General features: G+C 45.0%; 17 protein-coding genes. 11 read left to right on the top strand and 6 right to left on the bottom strand.

The window, feature by feature from the left end; all coding sequences use genetic code 11:
• The first annotated feature begins 1 nt into the window (after position 1).
• From MHH92_RS21775 to MHH92_RS21755, 5 genes are all read left to right on the top strand, one after another.
• A complete protein-coding gene (locus MHH92_RS21775; protein WP_370511457.1) occupies positions 2-814 on the top strand; it encodes an alpha/beta hydrolase in 813 nt (270 codons plus the stop codon).
• Between the two features lie 219 nt (positions 815-1033).
• Positions 1034-1213, top strand: coding sequence for a hypothetical protein (locus MHH92_RS21770; protein WP_036615241.1), 180 nt, complete (start codon positions 1034-1036; stop codon positions 1211-1213).
• A gap of 130 nt (positions 1214-1343) precedes the next feature.
• Positions 1344-2042, top strand: a complete 699-nt coding sequence (gene sigK / locus MHH92_RS21765) for an RNA polymerase sporulation sigma factor SigK (protein ID WP_017687130.1) — start codon at positions 1344-1346, stop codon at positions 2040-2042.
• A gap of 358 nt (positions 2043-2400) precedes the next feature.
• Positions 2401-2655, top strand: coding sequence for a hypothetical protein (locus MHH92_RS21760; protein WP_076254367.1), 255 nt, complete (start codon positions 2401-2403; stop codon positions 2653-2655).
• Between the two features lie 248 nt (positions 2656-2903).
• Positions 2904-4265, top strand: coding sequence for an amino acid permease (locus tag MHH92_RS21755; protein ID WP_340906220.1), 1362 nt, complete (start codon positions 2904-2906; stop codon positions 4263-4265).
• A 53-nt stretch (positions 4266-4318) separates the two neighbouring features.
• On the opposite strand, the gene MHH92_RS21750 is transcribed toward MHH92_RS21755, so the two are convergent.
• Entirely contained in the window at positions 4319-5503 is a 1185-nt protein-coding gene (locus tag MHH92_RS21750; protein WP_340906218.1) for a serine hydrolase domain-containing protein, read from the bottom strand.
• A gap of 170 nt (positions 5504-5673) precedes the next feature.
• Here MHH92_RS21750 and MHH92_RS21745 point away from each other — a divergent pair, with 170 nt between their 5' ends.
• Positions 5674-6126 carry an Lrp/AsnC family transcriptional regulator gene (locus MHH92_RS21745; RefSeq protein WP_339186357.1) on the top strand — a complete coding sequence of 151 codons (453 nt, stop codon included), beginning with the start codon at positions 5674-5676 and terminating at the stop codon, positions 6124-6126.
• Positions 6127-6228: 102 nt separating this feature from the next.
• On the opposite strand, the gene MHH92_RS21740 is transcribed toward MHH92_RS21745, so the two are convergent.
• The 4 genes from MHH92_RS21740 to MHH92_RS21725 all read right to left on the bottom strand — a co-directional run bounded on the left by MHH92_RS21740 (position 6229) and on the right by MHH92_RS21725 (position 10086).
• Positions 6229-7434, bottom strand: coding sequence for an MFS transporter (locus MHH92_RS21740; protein WP_340906216.1), 1206 nt, complete (start codon positions 7432-7434; stop codon positions 6229-6231).
• Positions 7435-7558: 124 nt separating this feature from the next.
• Positions 7559-8419 carry an alpha/beta hydrolase gene (locus MHH92_RS21735; RefSeq protein ID WP_339186360.1) on the bottom strand — a complete coding sequence of 287 codons (861 nt, stop codon included), beginning with the start codon at positions 8417-8419 and terminating at the stop codon, positions 7559-7561.
• 56 nt (positions 8420-8475) lie between these two features.
• On the bottom strand, positions 8476-8922 hold the full coding sequence (locus tag MHH92_RS21730) for a MarR family winged helix-turn-helix transcriptional regulator (RefSeq protein ID WP_340906213.1): 447 nt from the start codon (positions 8920-8922) through the stop codon (positions 8476-8478).
• 96 nt (positions 8923-9018) lie between these two features.
• On the bottom strand, positions 9019-10086 hold the full coding sequence (locus tag MHH92_RS21725; RefSeq protein WP_339186363.1) for an ABC transporter substrate-binding protein: 1068 nt from the start codon (positions 10084-10086) through the stop codon (positions 9019-9021).
• A gap of 166 nt (positions 10087-10252) precedes the next feature.
• Here MHH92_RS21725 and MHH92_RS21720 point away from each other — a divergent pair, with 166 nt between their 5' ends.
• Together MHH92_RS21720 and MHH92_RS21715 are read left to right on the top strand one after the other, a co-directional pair.
• The gene (locus tag MHH92_RS21720; RefSeq protein ID WP_339191507.1) at positions 10253-11329 is read left to right on the top strand and encodes a FecCD family ABC transporter permease; all 1077 of its coding nucleotides are present in this window, start codon (positions 10253-10255) and stop codon (positions 11327-11329) included.
• Between the two features lie 2 nt (positions 11330-11331).
• Positions 11332-12099, top strand: coding sequence for an ABC transporter ATP-binding protein (locus MHH92_RS21715; RefSeq protein ID WP_340906209.1), 768 nt, complete (start codon positions 11332-11334; stop codon positions 12097-12099).
• Positions 12100-12241: 142 nt separating this feature from the next.
• Here the strand turns inward: MHH92_RS21715 and MHH92_RS21710 are convergent, their stop codons facing one another.
• On the bottom strand, positions 12242-12874 hold the full coding sequence (locus MHH92_RS21710) for a DUF421 domain-containing protein (RefSeq protein ID WP_340906207.1): 633 nt from the start codon (positions 12872-12874) through the stop codon (positions 12242-12244).
• A 154-nt stretch (positions 12875-13028) separates the two neighbouring features.
• On the opposite strand from MHH92_RS21710, the gene rnhA reads away from it, so the two are divergent.
• From rnhA to MHH92_RS21695, 3 genes are all read left to right on the top strand, one after another.
• Positions 13029-13682, top strand: a complete 654-nt coding sequence (gene rnhA / locus MHH92_RS21705) for a ribonuclease H (RefSeq protein ID WP_340906205.1) — start codon at positions 13029-13031, stop codon at positions 13680-13682.
• A 210-nt stretch (positions 13683-13892) separates the two neighbouring features.
• Positions 13893-14762: an alpha/beta fold hydrolase gene (locus tag MHH92_RS21700; RefSeq protein ID WP_036668513.1), complete on the top strand. Its 870-nt coding sequence runs from the start codon at positions 13893-13895 to the stop codon at positions 14760-14762.
• Positions 14763-15061: 299 nt separating this feature from the next.
• Positions 15062-16051 (top strand): serine/threonine protein kinase, encoded by a 990-nt coding sequence (locus MHH92_RS21695; protein ID WP_253502202.1) that lies wholly within the window; start codon positions 15062-15064, stop codon positions 16049-16051.
• Positions 16052-16145 lie beyond the last annotated feature (94 nt).

Genomic DNA, 16145 nt, shown 5'->3' with positions numbered 1-16145 from the left:
TATGAATGTATCCGGCAATGACGCAAACAATGCGCTTGCTAATACTCCGGTGGTGCCGGCACCACCGGGTTTTGATGGCTATCGAAACAATATTCCGCACGGAAATACCAATCTGATATCCTATTACTCCACAACGGTGGGCAATACACGGAAAGCGACCGTGTATACACCGCCAGGATATTCTCCGAATAAAAAGTATAACGTCTTGTATCTCCTGCACGGCATCGGCGGGGATGAGCATGAGTGGGTCAATGCAATGAAACCCAAGAACATTTTGGACAACCTGTATTCTGAAGGTAAGTTGTCCCAGATGATCGTTGTCATGCCGAATGGCCGTGCCATGAAGGACGACCGTCCAGTCGGTGACATTTTTGCTCCGGACAAAGTGGCTGCGTTTGAACGGTTTGAGCAAGACCTGCTCAAGGATCTGATTCCTCATATCGAGGCCAATTATCCGGTGTACAAAGACAAGAATAGTCGTGCGCTAGCCGGACTGTCCATGGGTGGTGGGCAGTCGCTTAACTTCGGATTGAAAAATCTGAATACCTTCGCTTGGGTAGGGGCCTTCTCGGCTGCACCGAATACGCAATCTGTATCGCAGCTGGTTTCCAACCCGGGACAAGTCGCTAGCCAACTCAAATTGTTGTGGATCTCCTGTGGATCAAGTGACGGTCTGTTATGGGTCAGCCAGAATTTCAAAAACGGCTTGAGCAGCATGAACATTCCGCATACCTTTTATCTGGATGTAGGTGGACATGAACCATCTGTCTGGAACAGCGGCCTGTATCAGTTCTCACAACGAATCTTCAAATAATTTAATTTGAATTAGCTTCTTGAAGCAATCGACAGGAGAAACAGGAATTCATATCGATATGTAGCCTCAGTTCTGTTCTGCACAGGGCTGGGGCTTTATGTTGGTTAGTGTGCGAATATGACATGATGAATGAGAGAGAATATGTTAGCATGAAGGAAGCAGATCCACATGGAGCGGGTAGTTAATTACATAGGTAGATACATGAAGGAGAGAAATAGGATGTTCTATTACAAAGGTGCATTCCGGGAAACGGACAATGTGATTTATTTCAAAAGCGATGTTTCATTAGCCCAGAATGATGTTGTCCTATTTGGTGAAAAGAAGTATTTTATCGAAAGTGTGGAAAAAGAATTTCTCCTGCTTCAGCGGGTGGGCTCCATTGTTTCTGTGAGTCTGTGAAATCTTCGCAAGATCATCCCCTTTTTCAAGTGTACGTGCACTTCTGGGCCTCTGCCTACATACAATAGATCGACCCTGTTCCCACATGTGCTCAGGCCAGATCGTTGTAAAACTGCAGGAGGTGTCATCTGTGCCCGGATTGTTTACCGCAATTGCTCTATTCATTAAAGAGTTAACGTTACTCGTCTCGTATGTCAAAAATAATGCGTTCCCCCAGCCACTGGCTGAGGGTGATGAAGCCAAACATTTGCGCCTTATGGCTGAAGGCAATGCTCACTCTCGCAATCTGCTCATTGAACACAATCTGCGCCTCGTCGCGCATATCGTCAAGAAGTTCGACAATACGGGTGAAGATCAGGAAGACCTGATTTCCATCGGAACCATTGGTTTGATCAAAGCCATCGAAAGTTTTCAACAAGGCAAAGGCACGAAGCTTGCCACATTTGCGGCGAGATGTATTGAAAACGAGATACTTATGCATCTGCGTTCCCTGAAGAAAACACGCAAAGATGTATCCCTGCACGACCCTATCGGTACGGATAAAGAAGGCAATGAAATTACATTAATCGATATCCTTGGCACAGAAGCTGATGATGTTGTAGATCGGGTACAGCTCAAGATTGAAAAAAGCAAAATTTATCGCAATCTAGACATCCTGGATGATCGGGAGAAGGAAGTTGTAATCGGTCGATTTGGCCTGGAGGCAGGCGGGGAGGAACGAACTCAACGCGAAATTGCGAAGGAACTGGGCATCTCACGTTCTTATGTATCAAGGATTGAGAAGCGAGCGTTAATGAAGCTGTACCACGAGTTTTATAAGCAAAAGTAGTTGTTGGATAGATAGCGCTTTTCGTTAAAAAGATGGTGCTTTCTGAACCTTCCGCATTTGTAGGGAGATGCATTAAGATCGAAAATTTGATACACTGCGCTCTCTGAAAATGGCACGGACAAAGAGGGCAATGAAATTACACTAATTGATATCCTCAAAACAGATTGGAAAAGAAAAAGGAATAGATTAACAGACCAGAGGGCGCCTTTATCGGGAGCCCTTTTTACTGTGAAGATACTTAAAACTAGATCTAAATAGTATTAATTATTTGGGATTATGACCTAAATAAAGGAATTTCCATTCCCGTTGAAGAATATCTTGTACACAGACCAATTTAATATATAAGGAGTACATCATAATGAAGCAGCTTTTTCAGAAGATTCCAGTGTGGTATTTGTTAATCTGTATCATGGGGATGATTATGATCGTTTATAACATGTTCCAATCGTATTCAAGTGTTCTTAACTATATTGCGCTATCGATGATTAGTGTTGCAAATGCTATTCGAATTTGGAAAAACGAACGTTCATTAGCGATTACCTTTTTAGTTGTTGCCGCTCTATGCTTGGCTTTTATTTTAAAATACTTCTATAGATATGTATTATCAGCATGACATGGCATGAGAATAACAAAGGAATGTACATAGGCTGATGAATAGTATGGATCGGATGCAACTTAAGTTTTAAAAGCCAGGGGCATGAAATAGGAGCATATGAAGAGGCCACCTTTTACAAAGGTGGCCTCTTTGCTGTGCAAAAAAAATATAAATGAGGGATATGTATTCTGAGCAGATTATTATATGATGAGTAATAATATTTTGCATCGTAGAGAGCATTTGCAGAAAGAGAGTGGTGGTTGATCATGCAGCAAGAAACGTTAACAAGGGGATTAAAGAACAGGCATGTACAGTTGATGGCGATCGGAGGTGCGATCGGTACAGGTCTGTTTCTCGGGGCAGGCAAAACGATTCAGCTGACAGGGCCATCCATCTTGCTGGCCTACATCATTACGGGTGTTGTGTTGTTCCTGATCATGCGTGCATTGGGGGAACTGCTGTTAAGCAACTTGCAGTATCATTCCTTTATCGATTTTGTGCGTGATTACCTGGGAAATATGGCGGCATTTATTACAGGCTGGACCTATTGGTTCTGCTGGATATCCATTGCCATGGCTGATATTACGGCCGTTGGTTTGTATACGCAGTTTTGGTTTCCGAATGTACCTCAGTGGATGCCAGGGTTAATTGCGTTAGTCATTTTACTAATCATGAACTTGGCAACGGTCAAGTTGTTTGGTGAGATGGAATTCTGGTTTGCCCTGATTAAAGTCGTGGCCATTCTGGCACTCATTGTTGTTGGTTTATATATGATATTCAAAGGTTTTACCACGGATCAGGGTCCAGCAAGTTTCACCAATCTGTGGAGTCATGGGGGATGGTTCCCGAATGGACTGCATGGGTTCATCATATCGTTCCAGATGGTGGTGTTCGCCTTTGTAGGCATGGAACTGGTGGGACTCACAGCGGGGGAAACGGAGAATCCGGAGAAGGTTATTCCTAGAGCGATTAACCAGATTCCGATCCGGGTACTGCTCTTCTATGTTGGCGCACTGCTGATTATTATGAGCATCTACCCGTGGAACGCCATTGTGCCTACTGAAAGTCCGTTTGTACAAGTGTTTGCCGCTGTGGGTATTGCAGCTGCAGCCGGCATTGTGAACTTCGTGGTACTGACGTCCGCAGCGTCAGCGTGTAACAGTGCCATTTTCAGTACAAGCCGTATGGTGTTCTCCATGGCAAAGGATCACAACGCACCTGAATCATTTGCAAGACTGAACAAGAGGAAAGTCCCTTCCAATGCGCTGTTTTTCTCCACGATTGTTATTTTGATTGCAATTGTTCTGAACTATATCATGCCAGAAGGCGTATTTACGTTGATCACGAGCGTGTCGACCGTGTGTTTCATCTTTGTCTGGGGCATCATGGTGATCTGTCATCTCAGATATCGTCGTACTCAGCCGGAACTGGCGAGTCGTAGCCGCTTCAAACTGCCACTATATCCGTTTTCGAACTACTTAATCCTGGCGTTTCTGGCGTTTGTGCTAGTGGTATTGGCATTGGCCGAGGATACGCGTGTTGCACTGTTTGTCACGCCAGTGTGGTTTATTCTTGTTGCGGGGATCTACCTTTTTAAAAAGAAAAATTTGAGTAATAACAGACAGTAGCCTTACCATCGTTGCCAAATAGCCGCCCAATAATATTGGGCGGTTATTCGTATTTATATTCGTGTAGCCTCTTTGCCTTCACGAATGCCTGCGTAGATTGCACCACAGATATCGGTGGTATACTGGCCCAACATCCCTTCAAGTGCCGTGTTGGTGAATGCTACAACACTAAGTTCTTCTTTTGGATCAACAAACCAGGAATGACCGTAAGTTCCACCCATCCGCCACGTACCCGGGGATTCCGGTGTACCGGCTGCGACAGGATCTTTAAGTACGGTAAAACCAAGGCCAAACCCTCTGCCTGGCCAATATGGCATCACGAGATCCCCGATTTGATTGGTGGACATCTCAGCCGCAACGGCTTCTGTAAGAAGAGGCTGTCCTCCTTGTCGTAATGCTTCAAGTAAAGTAAGAAAATCTCCGGTACTTCCAACCATACCCGCTCCGCCCGATAAGTAAGCAGAAGTACGATTCACACGATTGGGTGACAGTCGGAAGCCAGCAGTACCCTCAATAAAAGGAATCAGCTCCAACTCCTGATGAAGGAGACGCGGTTCTTCAGAACCATTAGCATATGCGGCTGTTAATCGTTCCGAATCCACCGCAACAAAGTCAGTGTCGGTCATGTGGAGTGGATGAGTAACCAGCGTTTGGACAGCTTCTCGTAGTGACATCCCAGTTACCTTTTCGATAACGGCACCAAGTACATCTGTCGCAATGGAATATCTCCACATGTTGCCTGGCTCATACAGAAGAGGAGCAGAAGCCAGCCTCTGCAGATTCTCCTCCAGACTAATTTCAGACCAATCCATTCCATCCGATACTCCTGCGAGCTCATAGGTTCCCTGATCTTCTTGGAAGAAACGGTATGTCAAGCCTGCGGTGTGTGTCATCAACTGATGTACTGATATTAAAGCGTCCTGACCATTAGCAAGTTTGGGCCGGAATGCAGGAAGCCAGCGTGTCACCGGATCATGCACACTCAGCTTTCCTTGTGAGATTAATGCCAGAGCTGCTGTCGAGACAATAGGTTTGGTTACGGAAGCAAGTCGAAACAGAGCGTTTTCCGACATGCTGCGCTTTTGCTCCCTGTCCGCGAAACCAGCAGCCCGGCTGTATATCAGTTTCCCTCTTAAAGCAACTTGTACAACTGTTCCTACGATTCTTTTTTCGCTTAGAGCGCGGTCAATGGCTTCATCCACATAATTATGCAATGTCGTCATGTCTTTTTTTCTCATGCTTATCTTCCTCTCACCAACTGATGTATTTGATTTCTCGTGATAACTGTGTTTATTATATAAATGATTGATCTTGTATTACATGGTTTGTTAAAGGCGTTATAATGAATTGGCGAATATACTTAAGGTAATTTCTGAATATATCTTATGTATTTAAAGGAGTGGATCACATGGACGAAATAGATCAGCATATTCTGTATCACTTGGAGAATCAGGCGAGATTATCCATGACCGAACTCGGCAAACTGGTGGGATTATCTCAGCCCGCTGTTACTGAACGAGTTAAACGAATGGAAGAAAAGGGAATCATCGAGGAATATCGAACCGTAATCTCCCCATCCAAATTGGGCAAGCAGAGCACAGCCTATGTTCTTTTTCGTACGCGGGATTGTTATCCTTTCCTGGATTTCTGTCGTGCGTCACCTGAAGTTGTGGAATGTTATCGGATAAGCGGAGAGTACAATTACTTGCTGAAAATCCTCACAGATACCATTCAGGAACTCGAGGAGTTTCAGAACAAGTGTGATCCGTACGGTACTTACATGACTTTAATCACCATGTCTTCTCCAATTGCACATAAGAATCTCGTGGAAGGACCAAATCTGCTGGCACAGGCAGAATAAGATTACAGTCTATAAAACTTTGAAATGTAATGCAGAAGAGGAGTCCACATCAAGTGAACTCCTCTTTTGTCTTACGTGTAACTCATGAAAAATGCCTTCCTGTTAATTTGCTCTGGTAAATCCATATTTATAAGCACGCATAGCTACAAGCAACGCAGGAATAAGCAAGATAAACAGCGCCCCAGAAAGGTATCCTGCTCCAAATAGCTCAAGAAGGATGCCCCCGATGATGCCTCCTCCGCCAATCGCCAGATTCCATGCTGTAACCAGCATCGATTGGGCGACATCTGTACTTTTGCCTCCGGCTTGAGCAATGGCAGTTTGTAGTAGCGTGGCAGCCCCACCAAACGTAATTCCCCAGATCATGATGCCAAGGATAATAATCATAGGTTGATGAGTACCGATTCCCATCGCGACAGAGGCCAGAGCGAATGATGCCAAGCTAATGATAACCAATCTCCTCAAAAATCGGTCAATGAGCATTCCGGTTAACCAAATTCCAACAATGGAAGTAATACCGAAAATGAGCAAAATCAAGTCGACTCTGTTAGCAAATGCGGTCTGGGCAAGGTAGGGAGAAATATAGGTATATAGGATGTTATGGGCAAGCATCCAGGCCAGAACAACAAACAGAATAGGCCTAACTCCCGGAATTAAAAACACCTTATGCAGTGGAAGACGTTCACCAGCTGGCTCTCCTGCAAAATCCGGCATTTTCCAGAGAACCCATACGATTAAAGCTGCGGTCAGAAGAGATACAATCCCGAAGATGAGGCGCCAGCCGACATAAGAACTGAGAAAACTACCAATTGGGACACCAAGGGCTAACGCCACCGGTGTGCCGACCATAGCCACGGCCATGGCCTTACCTTTTAGCGAATCCGGGACCATCCGACGAGCATAACCTGCTGTCATTCCCCATAACACACCCGCAGAGACCCCGGCCATGAAACGAGCAGCAAGTGTCAGGATATAATCTGAGGATATGGCGGTAACGGTGTTAAAAACAAGAAAGCCGCTAATGCATGCCAGCAGAAGAGGTCGGCGTCTCCATCCACGTGTAGCAGCAGTCAAGGGAATGGCAGCAATAAGTGATCCAATGGCATAAAGAGTCACCAACTGTCCGGTGAGGGCTTCTGTGACCCCCAAGTCTTTTGCAATGTGCGGCAGCAGTCCCGCAGGCAGACTTTCAGTGAGGATGCAAATGAATCCCGCCATGGCTAATGCAAGAAGCCCAGCCCACGGAAGGCGTTCTGAAGATATGGAAGGTAGCTCCCTTTGGTTTGGGAGGGATGTGTGAGCGGTCATGAATAAAACCTCATTTCTTATATTTTAATCCTATCCAGAACTATGCATATAAGCTTATCTAAAAAAAATAAACTTTTGCATACAGGATTAAAGGTAAAAAGGAGGTCTTAACATGGTATTTATTTTATTTTATGAGTTTTTCCGTTAATTCAAAGGGGAGCTGTCTGTTCACCCATCCAAGGATGAGTTCGACAGGTTCCATGTACCGTTGGCCTACCAGTAAACCCGTATGGGTTGTATCCCACAGTCCGGCATATTCGGCATGCAGTTGCTTGGCAGTTAAATGGCCTCTCTGTTCTTCGTCTTCACAGGAAACAGCCTTGATCACCAAGCTGGGGCAATGGATCAGGTCGCCATTAATGGATATTCCATCCGCTCCACAAAGAACTGAAAAGGTAGCAAATGCCTTCGCGGACTCCGTTTGCAGATATTTACGCTGAAAAGCAATGTCTTCTGCCGTCTCATCTATACTGGTTAGTTCATCACGGACAGGTGCAGGCATGATAATTCCAGGTGTGATACGATTGCTTTCCGGGTAGGGGATTAGCTCATGCACTTCCTTACTCAGACTGGCGTCGATCACAATCAGGCCTGCCAGAGTAACGGTTTCTGCAATCTTTTGACTGAGAATCCCACCCATGCTAAAGCCAATGAGGACGGGAGGCACGTTGAACTCGGCTAACACTTCACGAATATCCTCTAAATAATCGTCAAACGTAATCAATGTCATATCCATGACCCGACTCTTGTAGTGACTTCTCAGGTTCATGACATAACAGGTCCAACCGTGCTGGACAAAGTGGGGGATATATTTGCTCCACATCCAGCTGCCTGTGTATGCACCGTGAACGAACAGCAGTGGGGGCTTCTTGGTCGTTGTTTTTTCGTCATGAGGCGGGGTTCCTGCGAAAATCTCCAAGTGTAAATCATGTTCTCCGATCTTCTTTACCTCATGTTCCGGTAATAATTGAGTGTAGTCCATCATACCAAAAACCTCCTCTGAACTATTAGTTTGATATCAAACTATTTCTCCAAAAAAAATTAGAAGTTGCTATGAATTTTCATTAAAATTCGCAGCAGGTCTTTTTTCTCCGCTTCCGTAACGTCCGCATAGAACACGTCCAGCATGCGCTGCGATATCTCTTCGAACACAGGCTTTAATTCTTCTCCTTTTGTAGTCAACGCCACATGAACAACTCGTGAATCTGTTGCATCACGCTCCTTAACGACGTATCCTGTGCGCACCAATTTGTCCACAAGTGCAGTCACCGTGGATTTATCCTTGCCAATTTTTTTGGCGATTTCAGCCATAGTCATCCTATGATTATTGTACAGGGCATAGATAATATCCCCATGGGACGTAGCGAGATCCTGGATTCCCTGCTCAGCCATCTCAGTAAGGATGAAGCGGTTGACCTTCTCTTTAATTTTGGATATGAGTGAAATAGCGTCTCTTGTTTTCATATGTGTAATATAGTTTGTTATCAAACTAATGTCAAGCTTTGATCCTTGATTTCTTGCATGCGCAGTATTGCAAAAGAGCAGTGAGAATTTCTTCTCCTGCTCCTTTGCTTTTATTTCATTTTAATTATTGATTGGATTAGCTGTCATTTCCTGTCCCATTTTCTCAATACCATCCAGAATTTGATATCCATAACCCCAGAACTGGCTGAAATCCGTGACATAGATCTGTTTGTTCTTGATTGCATTCATACTTTGCAGGGCAGGGTTGGCATACAGATTCTGAATCAGCTTGTCGATATCCGGTGAACCGGCATACGCGGACAAGAGCAGGTAGTCCGGGTTCGCTGTGATCAGTTGCTCAACACTTACCTCACCTTGCACACCATCAAACGTATTTTTCAGCTTCAACAGACCAAGTGCATCAAGCTGATACGTATCGTTCTGCATGCTGCTGACCGTAATGGTGTCTTCCGTAGCGGGTACGATATAGGCAAAAGTATGCTCAGGCTGATCGGCTACACTTGCCTTAATGGCTGCAACACGGGTCTTCAGACTTTCCGTGAAAGTTGCGGCATTTTCTTGAACGTCGAAGATCTGTCCAAGTTGTGCAATATCACTATACAGGCTATCGAGTGAACCTTTGTGATTCGTCGTTTGCAAGAACGTGCGGATATTCATGTCATTCAATCCATCGACGGTACCTACGCCCCAGTCTGCATCAGCGAACAGGTCGCCCCGTCCGAGAACCAGATCCGGGCTTGCACCTACAACCAGCTCTTTACCTACATAATCCTTGGACAATACCGGAATTTGGGCGAAATCATCAGCCACATCCGGTGTAACGGAACCATATAGAGCAGCAACACCGACCATTTTATCGGTCAGACCTAATTTGATGAGCATCTCAGCCGCAGATTGGGTATTCGCAACAACACGTTCAGGTGCTTTATCGAATACTTGCACTTTGGGTTTCCACTCGCCACCCTCACCCGAGATCGTGAAATTTTCAATGGTGAGCGGGTACGTCGTTTTATTTGTATTCTCAGCAGGAGCTGAAGTTTCTGTCGTGTTAGTAGGTGAAGTTGTTTCTTCGGCAGGGGAAGAAGTTGAAGCGTTCGAACAGGCTGCAAGTAGCAGTAACAGGAGACTTAGAGCAGCAAAGCCAATGGTTCTGGATGTGAATTTCATTAAATGATGAACCCCTTTTCTATGTGTTTTAAATTGACAAAGATAATCATTCTCAATTATAATCCGAGAAAACACATTGTAAATAGCTAAATTTAATTAGTTCTACATTTTACGCGAATTGATGGGGGAAGAGATGGCACAGACGGTTCAGGTTCAGACACAGCGTATGGGGAAAAGAGAGTCTCTGATTCATAGTAAATCCGGGTTTGCTTTACTGATTGCAACTTTAATCATGATTACGCTTATATCCGTAGGTATTGCAGTTTCCATTGGACAGGTACAAATTCCACTGGCGGAGTCATATCGTATTCTTTTATACAAATTAACGGGATTTCAGTGGGGGACAACACCCATTGAGGCAGGTTCCTTTACCGATATTATCTGGCAGATTCGTTTCCCGCGTGTGCTGATGGCGATGTTTATCGGTGCAGGTTTGGCCTTGTGCGGTGCTGTTATGCAGGCTGCTGTGCAGAATCCACTTGCTGATCCTTACATACTGGGTATATCCTCAGGCGCTTCACTTGGAGCAACCTTTGCAATTCTTATTGGACTCGGTGCGATTGGGTGGCTAGGTCAGACGGGGGTGGCTTTCTGGGCCTTTGCCGGTGCGATGGGTGCGTCCTTACTGGTCCTGACTTTGGCAGGGATTCGGGGGAAAATGACGTCGGTCAAGCTGGTGCTTGCCGGAATGGTGATTAACGCGTTATGCAGCGCTTTTTCGAACTTTATTATTTATTTTGCCAACAATGCTGAAGGCATCAAAACGGTGACGTTCTGGACCATGGGCAGCCTGGCGGCTTCCGGATGGAACAAGCTTCCACTCGTGGGTATCGTCGTGCTGGTGGCGATTCTATTTTTCCTTTTACAGTCCAGAGTTCTTAATACGATGTTATTGGGGGATGAAGCAGCCGTTACACTGGGCATTAATCTGAGTGTGTACCGCAGGGTGTACATGCTGTTAACCGCTTTGGTGACAGGCGTTATGGTGGCGAGCTGTGGCATGATTGGTTTTGTCGGCCTCATTATTCCGCATATCGTCAGAGGTCTCGTGGGTTCCGACCATCGTAAGGTGATGCCTGTATCTGTGCTGTTTGGAGCCATTTTCCTCATCTGGACGGATGTTATTGCACGATCCCTCATATCCAGCGTGGAGTTGCCAATCGGTATTATTACGGCCATGATTGGTGCACCAATGTTTATGTATATGCTGGTCAAAAAAGGCTACGGTTTTGGAGGGAATTAAACATGAAGCTGAACGTAGAAAATGTATCCATCTCTGTGCTGAACACGGACATCATCAAGGATATTTCATTACAGGTGAACGGTAAACAGTTCGTTGGACTGATCGGACCCAATGGTTGTGGCAAGTCAACGCTGCTCAAGAGCATCTATAAAGTGATCAAACCGCAGCAAGGTAAGGTTTTTCTGGACAATACCGATATTCTCAAATCCAGTCCAAAGCTTGTTTCCAGACACATGGGCGTTGTTGGCCAGTTTAATGAATTGAGTTTTGATTTTACAGTACGTGAGATGGTCATGATGGGCCGTACCCCGCACAAAAAAATGCTGGAGACGGATAATGAACGGGATCACGAAATCGTTGAGCAGGCTTTGAAAAAAGTACATCTGACTGGACATGCAGACCGCAATTACGTGTCTCTGTCTGGTGGGGAGAAACAGCGTGTCGTATTGGCGCGTGTCTTGGCACAGCAACCCCAATTCCTGATCTTGGACGAGCCGACGAACCATCTGGACATTAAATACCAGCTACAAATTCTAAATATTGTCCGTGGACTCGGCATTGGTATATTGGCAGCGCTGCATGATCTCGAACTCGCCGCAGCATATTGCGATTATCTTTATGTGGTGAAAAAGGGCCAGATTGTGGTCCATGGCAAACCGGCTGATATTCTGACTCGCGAGATGATTGGTGAGGTATTCGATGTCGATTGTGAAATCTATACAAATCCAATTACGGGCGGCTTAGGCATTGCTTACCTGAGTACACGTTGATTGGGACTATATCTTCGTTTGGATGACCTGGAGAAATCTTCGAAATAATCAATTGAAGTGAACATAGACCGTACCTGTTGAAGCGATGTTGTTGGTGCTCACAGGGCCGGTCTTTTGTTTTTTAGGTGGGGGTAGGAATCAACTATTGAAGCTTAGGATCAACGGGATGAGCATGAGCACCTTTACTGACTTCTTGGAAAATATCGGAGGAGTTATCGCTATGCGTTGAAGACTTGCTGCTGTTATCTTGTTGGGAGTGTTCTCCCGCTGCTGGGCTACTACCTGTAATTGCATAACTTCGTAGGATCTCTTCCAGATCTCCAATCGTCACGGGACGAGCATGTCGTTTCAGGACATAACCAAGTTGACCATTGGGTTCCACCGTCGCCGTCTCCAGATCGTCTACACTTGTAATTCCGTGCTGTCGCATATGCATCTCAAGCTGATCCATCGTATAACGCATACGTTTCAAATTCGGGATAATGACCTTTCCGTCCTCTACCACGATTTTGGAACTGCCACTCATTAACCGTTCAAAAATATTAAATTTCAATTGCAGTTGTTCCACTACAAGCAATGTCAAAATGAAGACTGATGCTGATCCAATCGCTTTGCCAAGCTCATGATTTGCGATGGGTTGTACAATCGTTGTTCCGATGGAGATCATGATGACCGTTGTGGCGACACTCATCTGTGAGATCGACTTGCGTCCTGCAATTCGCAGCAGAATCATGCCGATAAGTACAAGTAAAACAGATTTCCATATCCAGTCCATACGTATATTCCTTTCTATTCCAGTATGCGCTTTGTTTCTTAGACTGTTCTGGAGTTGGAGGAATTATGCAGATGGGCAAATCCATAGCTTTCATTCCGCCCACCAGATCGTTTACAATAGGGTATTGATGAAGTGAACAAAGGAGCGGGTCACAGTGGCAAAACAGAAATACTATGTTGTCTGGGAAGGCAAGAAGCCGGGTGTGTATAACACATGGGCAGATTGCAAAGCGCAGACGGATCATTATACTGGAGCAAAATATAAATCCTATGAATCCAAAGCAGCCGCAGAAGAAGCGTATCGTGCTGGCTGGAAAGGGAACTGGGGTTCAAGTGGAAGCGGAGCGTCGAAGACAAAGTCGGCTAGTAGCGGAAGAAGTGCTGGCATGGAAACGTCAGAGGAAGTGGATTACGACAGCATCTCTGTTGATGTGGGCACACGTGGTAACCCCGGACCTGTAGAATACAAAGGGGTAGACACCCGCACCGGTGAGGTTATTTTCTCCGTCGGACCGATCTCCAAAGGCACGAACAATCTGGGCGAATTTTTAGCCATTGTACATGCCCTCGCACATCTGAAGAAAGAAGGCAGTACCAAAACGGTGTATACCGACTCGGTCAATGCCATGAAATGGTTAAAGCAGAAAAAAGTAGCCACAACGTTACCAAGGGACAACTCCACAGAAGAAATCTGGCTGATGATTGATCGTGCGGAGCAGTGGCTCCAGACGAATACGTACAGCAATAAAGTGCTAAAATGGCAGACCAAGCAGTGGGGCGAAATCAAGGCGGATTACGGCCGGAAGTAGGGATTTTTCCAAAGGATGCCTCCTTTATTTCTGGTCTATTAGAATCGTTATTTACAATTTCCAGTTTCCGCTCTATAATCATCTGAATATGATTAGTTAAACATATGGAGGAGCCTGTCATCTGCAGGCCCTCTTTATCTTTTTGGTCCACTGATTAGCAAGTCCATTCAATAGAATGGGGTATTTGAGTATATATTGCAGGAGGCAGACATGAGTTCCATTTATAGAAGTGAAGAAGGCAAGAGCAGCATACTTGAAGAGTATGAGATTTATTTGAACGAGTTGGGTGAGAAATTTACTCGGGAGTATGTAGAGACGCGTTTTGGCAAGACGCATGTTTTACTGACGGGTCCTCTAGATGGCAAGCCGTTATTTATTCTCCAAGGCGGTAATTGTGTGAATCCGATGACGTTGTCATGGTTCTCTTCTTTATTTAAAGAATACCGGATTATTGCTCCTGATACGATTGGTCATCCTGGTTATAGTGAGGAAGCGAGTATCTCGACACGGTTTGATAGCTTGGCATTATGGGTATCGGATCTGTTAGATCACTATGATATTGAAAAGAGTGCATTTATCGGTCCATCGTTTGGAGGAGGCATTATCCTCAGACTGGCTACCTATATTCCGGAACGCATCTCGTGTGCCGTATTGGTTGCTCCTGCGGGTCTTGCGGTCAACTCCAAAATTAAAACAGCTCAGGATATCACGCTGCCACTCGTCAAGTACCGCATGACGTCTTCACCATCTTCTTTGCAAAAAATTACGGACAACATGTCGTGCAACTGCATGAAAGAAATGGATAAAAACATTATCGGCAAACTTTTTAAATACGTCAGCATAGATCAGGATCTGCCCAAGCTTACGGAGCGGGAAGAACTGGTGAATTATACGTCACCAACCTTGTTATTGGTAGGAGAGAAGGATGTCTTTTTCCCAGCGGATAAGTGTATTGAGCGAGCTCAAAAGATTATTACGAATGTAGAAGCCATCAAGTATGATACAGGACATTTCCCTTCACAGGACGTATTGGTTCAGATGAACGAGGAAATAGGACGTTTTTTACAGAATAATTATTAATAAAAGCTGTAAATGAAGGATGGGAAATGTTTTTCTCCAGTTTAATAAAGTAATTACATCCATCTGTCGATACTCTATATAAGAGAATGCTTTTCTTCTATAGAATAGTGTGGATAGGGATTAGCAGTAGAACGAAGAAGGCTTGATATCATTAATATTTAAATATTTCGCGTTAAGGTGTTTCAAATTGCATCATTTGGTTTATATGTATAGTTGGCGATGAATTGCTGACTGGTTAAACCAAGTGATGCATTTACGCGGAAAGTCTTCCGATCGACAAGGTTGAAAAGAGGTCTGTTATGAGAAAAGACAATTGCAAAATGGCATTGCAGCGCAATGTGATTATAAATGATACATATCAGGTAAGACAGGTATTAGCCAGCAGTGAGTTGGCTATTGTATATGCAGGGCGAGATCGTAATACAGGTGCCAAAGTAGCCATTAAGGAATTTTTTCCACAGAGAATGGCTGAACGGCAGGCAGACAAGCGAGGGGTGTTCTGCTCTTCACGAGGATATGGTGGGCAATATCAGGAGTTACTGGCTGCATTTCTGCTCGAAGGTGAACTGTTATCGAAACTGGATCATCCTCATATTGTATCGTATTTGGATCATTTTGAAGCGAATGATACGGGGTATCTGGTTATGGAATACTGCACGGGAATCACATTGACCGAGTATTTGAATGAACATAATCATGCTCTTGATGCTGCCTTCATAACGGAGACGCTGCTTCCACTGGTGGATACATTGGATTACATACATAAGCAAGGCATTCTTCACCGGGATGTGAAACCTTCCAACATTATGGTTATGGAGGACGGTACACCCAAACTTCTGGACTTTGGCTCAGCTACCCGTTGGCCTATGCAATCTGGAGAGAAACAGGTGATATTTACATCGGCAGGTTATTCTCCGTTAGAGTTTTATTCGGAGAAATCCAGTCAGGGACCGATGTCGGACATCTATAGTTTGGCAGCTCTGCTCCATTATTGGACATGCGGGCAACCCCCTATGGACGTGAAACAGCGGTTGTTCCAGGATGAATTGCCATCTGTTCGCTCACATAATGAGTATGTGAATCCTTGGCTCGCTCGTGTTATTCATTGGGGGTTGACGGTTCGTTCTGAGAAACGCTGTGCTTCCTTAGCTTGGGTCAGAAGCTCGCTGCGAGTTCAAGCCTGGGTATGGAAAGTGCGCAAGCCAGGTACAGTGGAATGGTCTTTAGCCGAGAATGAACATACGCAGGTCTATGAAGTGGAGTCGAAAAAGCAACATGAGACGGCGTAAGCAGTCATGACCTATGTTACTAAAGTAGATACGCTTAAATAAAAGCATAACCGTTAAATAGGTGTAAAATAGAAACAAGCCAGTTCTTACCCGT

Source organism: Paenibacillus sp. FSL M7-1414, assembly GCF_038003195.1.
Taxonomy (GTDB): Bacteria; Bacillota; Bacilli; order Paenibacillales; family Paenibacillaceae; genus Paenibacillus; species Paenibacillus amylolyticus.
This window is presented reverse-complemented; position numbering and strand designations above follow the sequence as displayed.

What these genes read in the sequence shown, in the direction of transcription:
- MHH92_RS21775 (WP_370511457.1), top strand. Translation starts at nt 2, where the DNA reads ATGAATGTATCCGGCAATGACGCAAACAATGCGCTTGCTAATACTCCG.
- MHH92_RS21770 (WP_036615241.1), top strand. Translation starts at nt 1,034, where the DNA reads ATGTTCTATTACAAAGGTGCATTCCGGGAAACGGACAATGTGATTTAT.
- MHH92_RS21760 (WP_076254367.1), top strand. Translation starts at nt 2,401, where the DNA reads ATGAAGCAGCTTTTTCAGAAGATTCCAGTGTGGTATTTGTTAATCTGT.
- MHH92_RS21755 (WP_340906220.1), top strand. Translation starts at nt 2,904, where the DNA reads ATGCAGCAAGAAACGTTAACAAGGGGATTAAAGAACAGGCATGTACAG.
- MHH92_RS21750 (WP_340906218.1), bottom strand. Translation starts at nt 5,503, where the DNA reads ATGAGAAAAAAAGACATGACGACATTGCATAATTATGTGGATGAAGCC.
- MHH92_RS21745 (WP_339186357.1), top strand. Translation starts at nt 5,674, where the DNA reads ATGGACGAAATAGATCAGCATATTCTGTATCACTTGGAGAATCAGGCG.
- MHH92_RS21740 (WP_340906216.1), bottom strand. Translation starts at nt 7,434, where the DNA reads ATGACCGCTCACACATCCCTCCCAAACCAAAGGGAGCTACCTTCCATA.
- MHH92_RS21735 (WP_339186360.1), bottom strand. Translation starts at nt 8,419, where the DNA reads ATGATGGACTACACTCAATTATTACCGGAACATGAGGTAAAGAAGATC.
- MHH92_RS21725 (WP_339186363.1), bottom strand. Translation starts at nt 10,086, where the DNA reads ATGAAATTCACATCCAGAACCATTGGCTTTGCTGCTCTAAGTCTCCTG.
- MHH92_RS21720 (WP_339191507.1), top strand. Translation starts at nt 10,253, where the DNA reads ATGGGGAAAAGAGAGTCTCTGATTCATAGTAAATCCGGGTTTGCTTTA.
- MHH92_RS21715 (WP_340906209.1), top strand. Translation starts at nt 11,332, where the DNA reads ATGAAGCTGAACGTAGAAAATGTATCCATCTCTGTGCTGAACACGGAC.
- MHH92_RS21710 (WP_340906207.1), bottom strand. Translation starts at nt 12,874, where the DNA reads ATGGACTGGATATGGAAATCTGTTTTACTTGTACTTATCGGCATGATT.
- MHH92_RS21700 (WP_036668513.1), top strand. Translation starts at nt 13,893, where the DNA reads ATGAGTTCCATTTATAGAAGTGAAGAAGGCAAGAGCAGCATACTTGAA.
- MHH92_RS21695 (WP_253502202.1), top strand. Translation starts at nt 15,062, where the DNA reads ATGAGAAAAGACAATTGCAAAATGGCATTGCAGCGCAATGTGATTATA.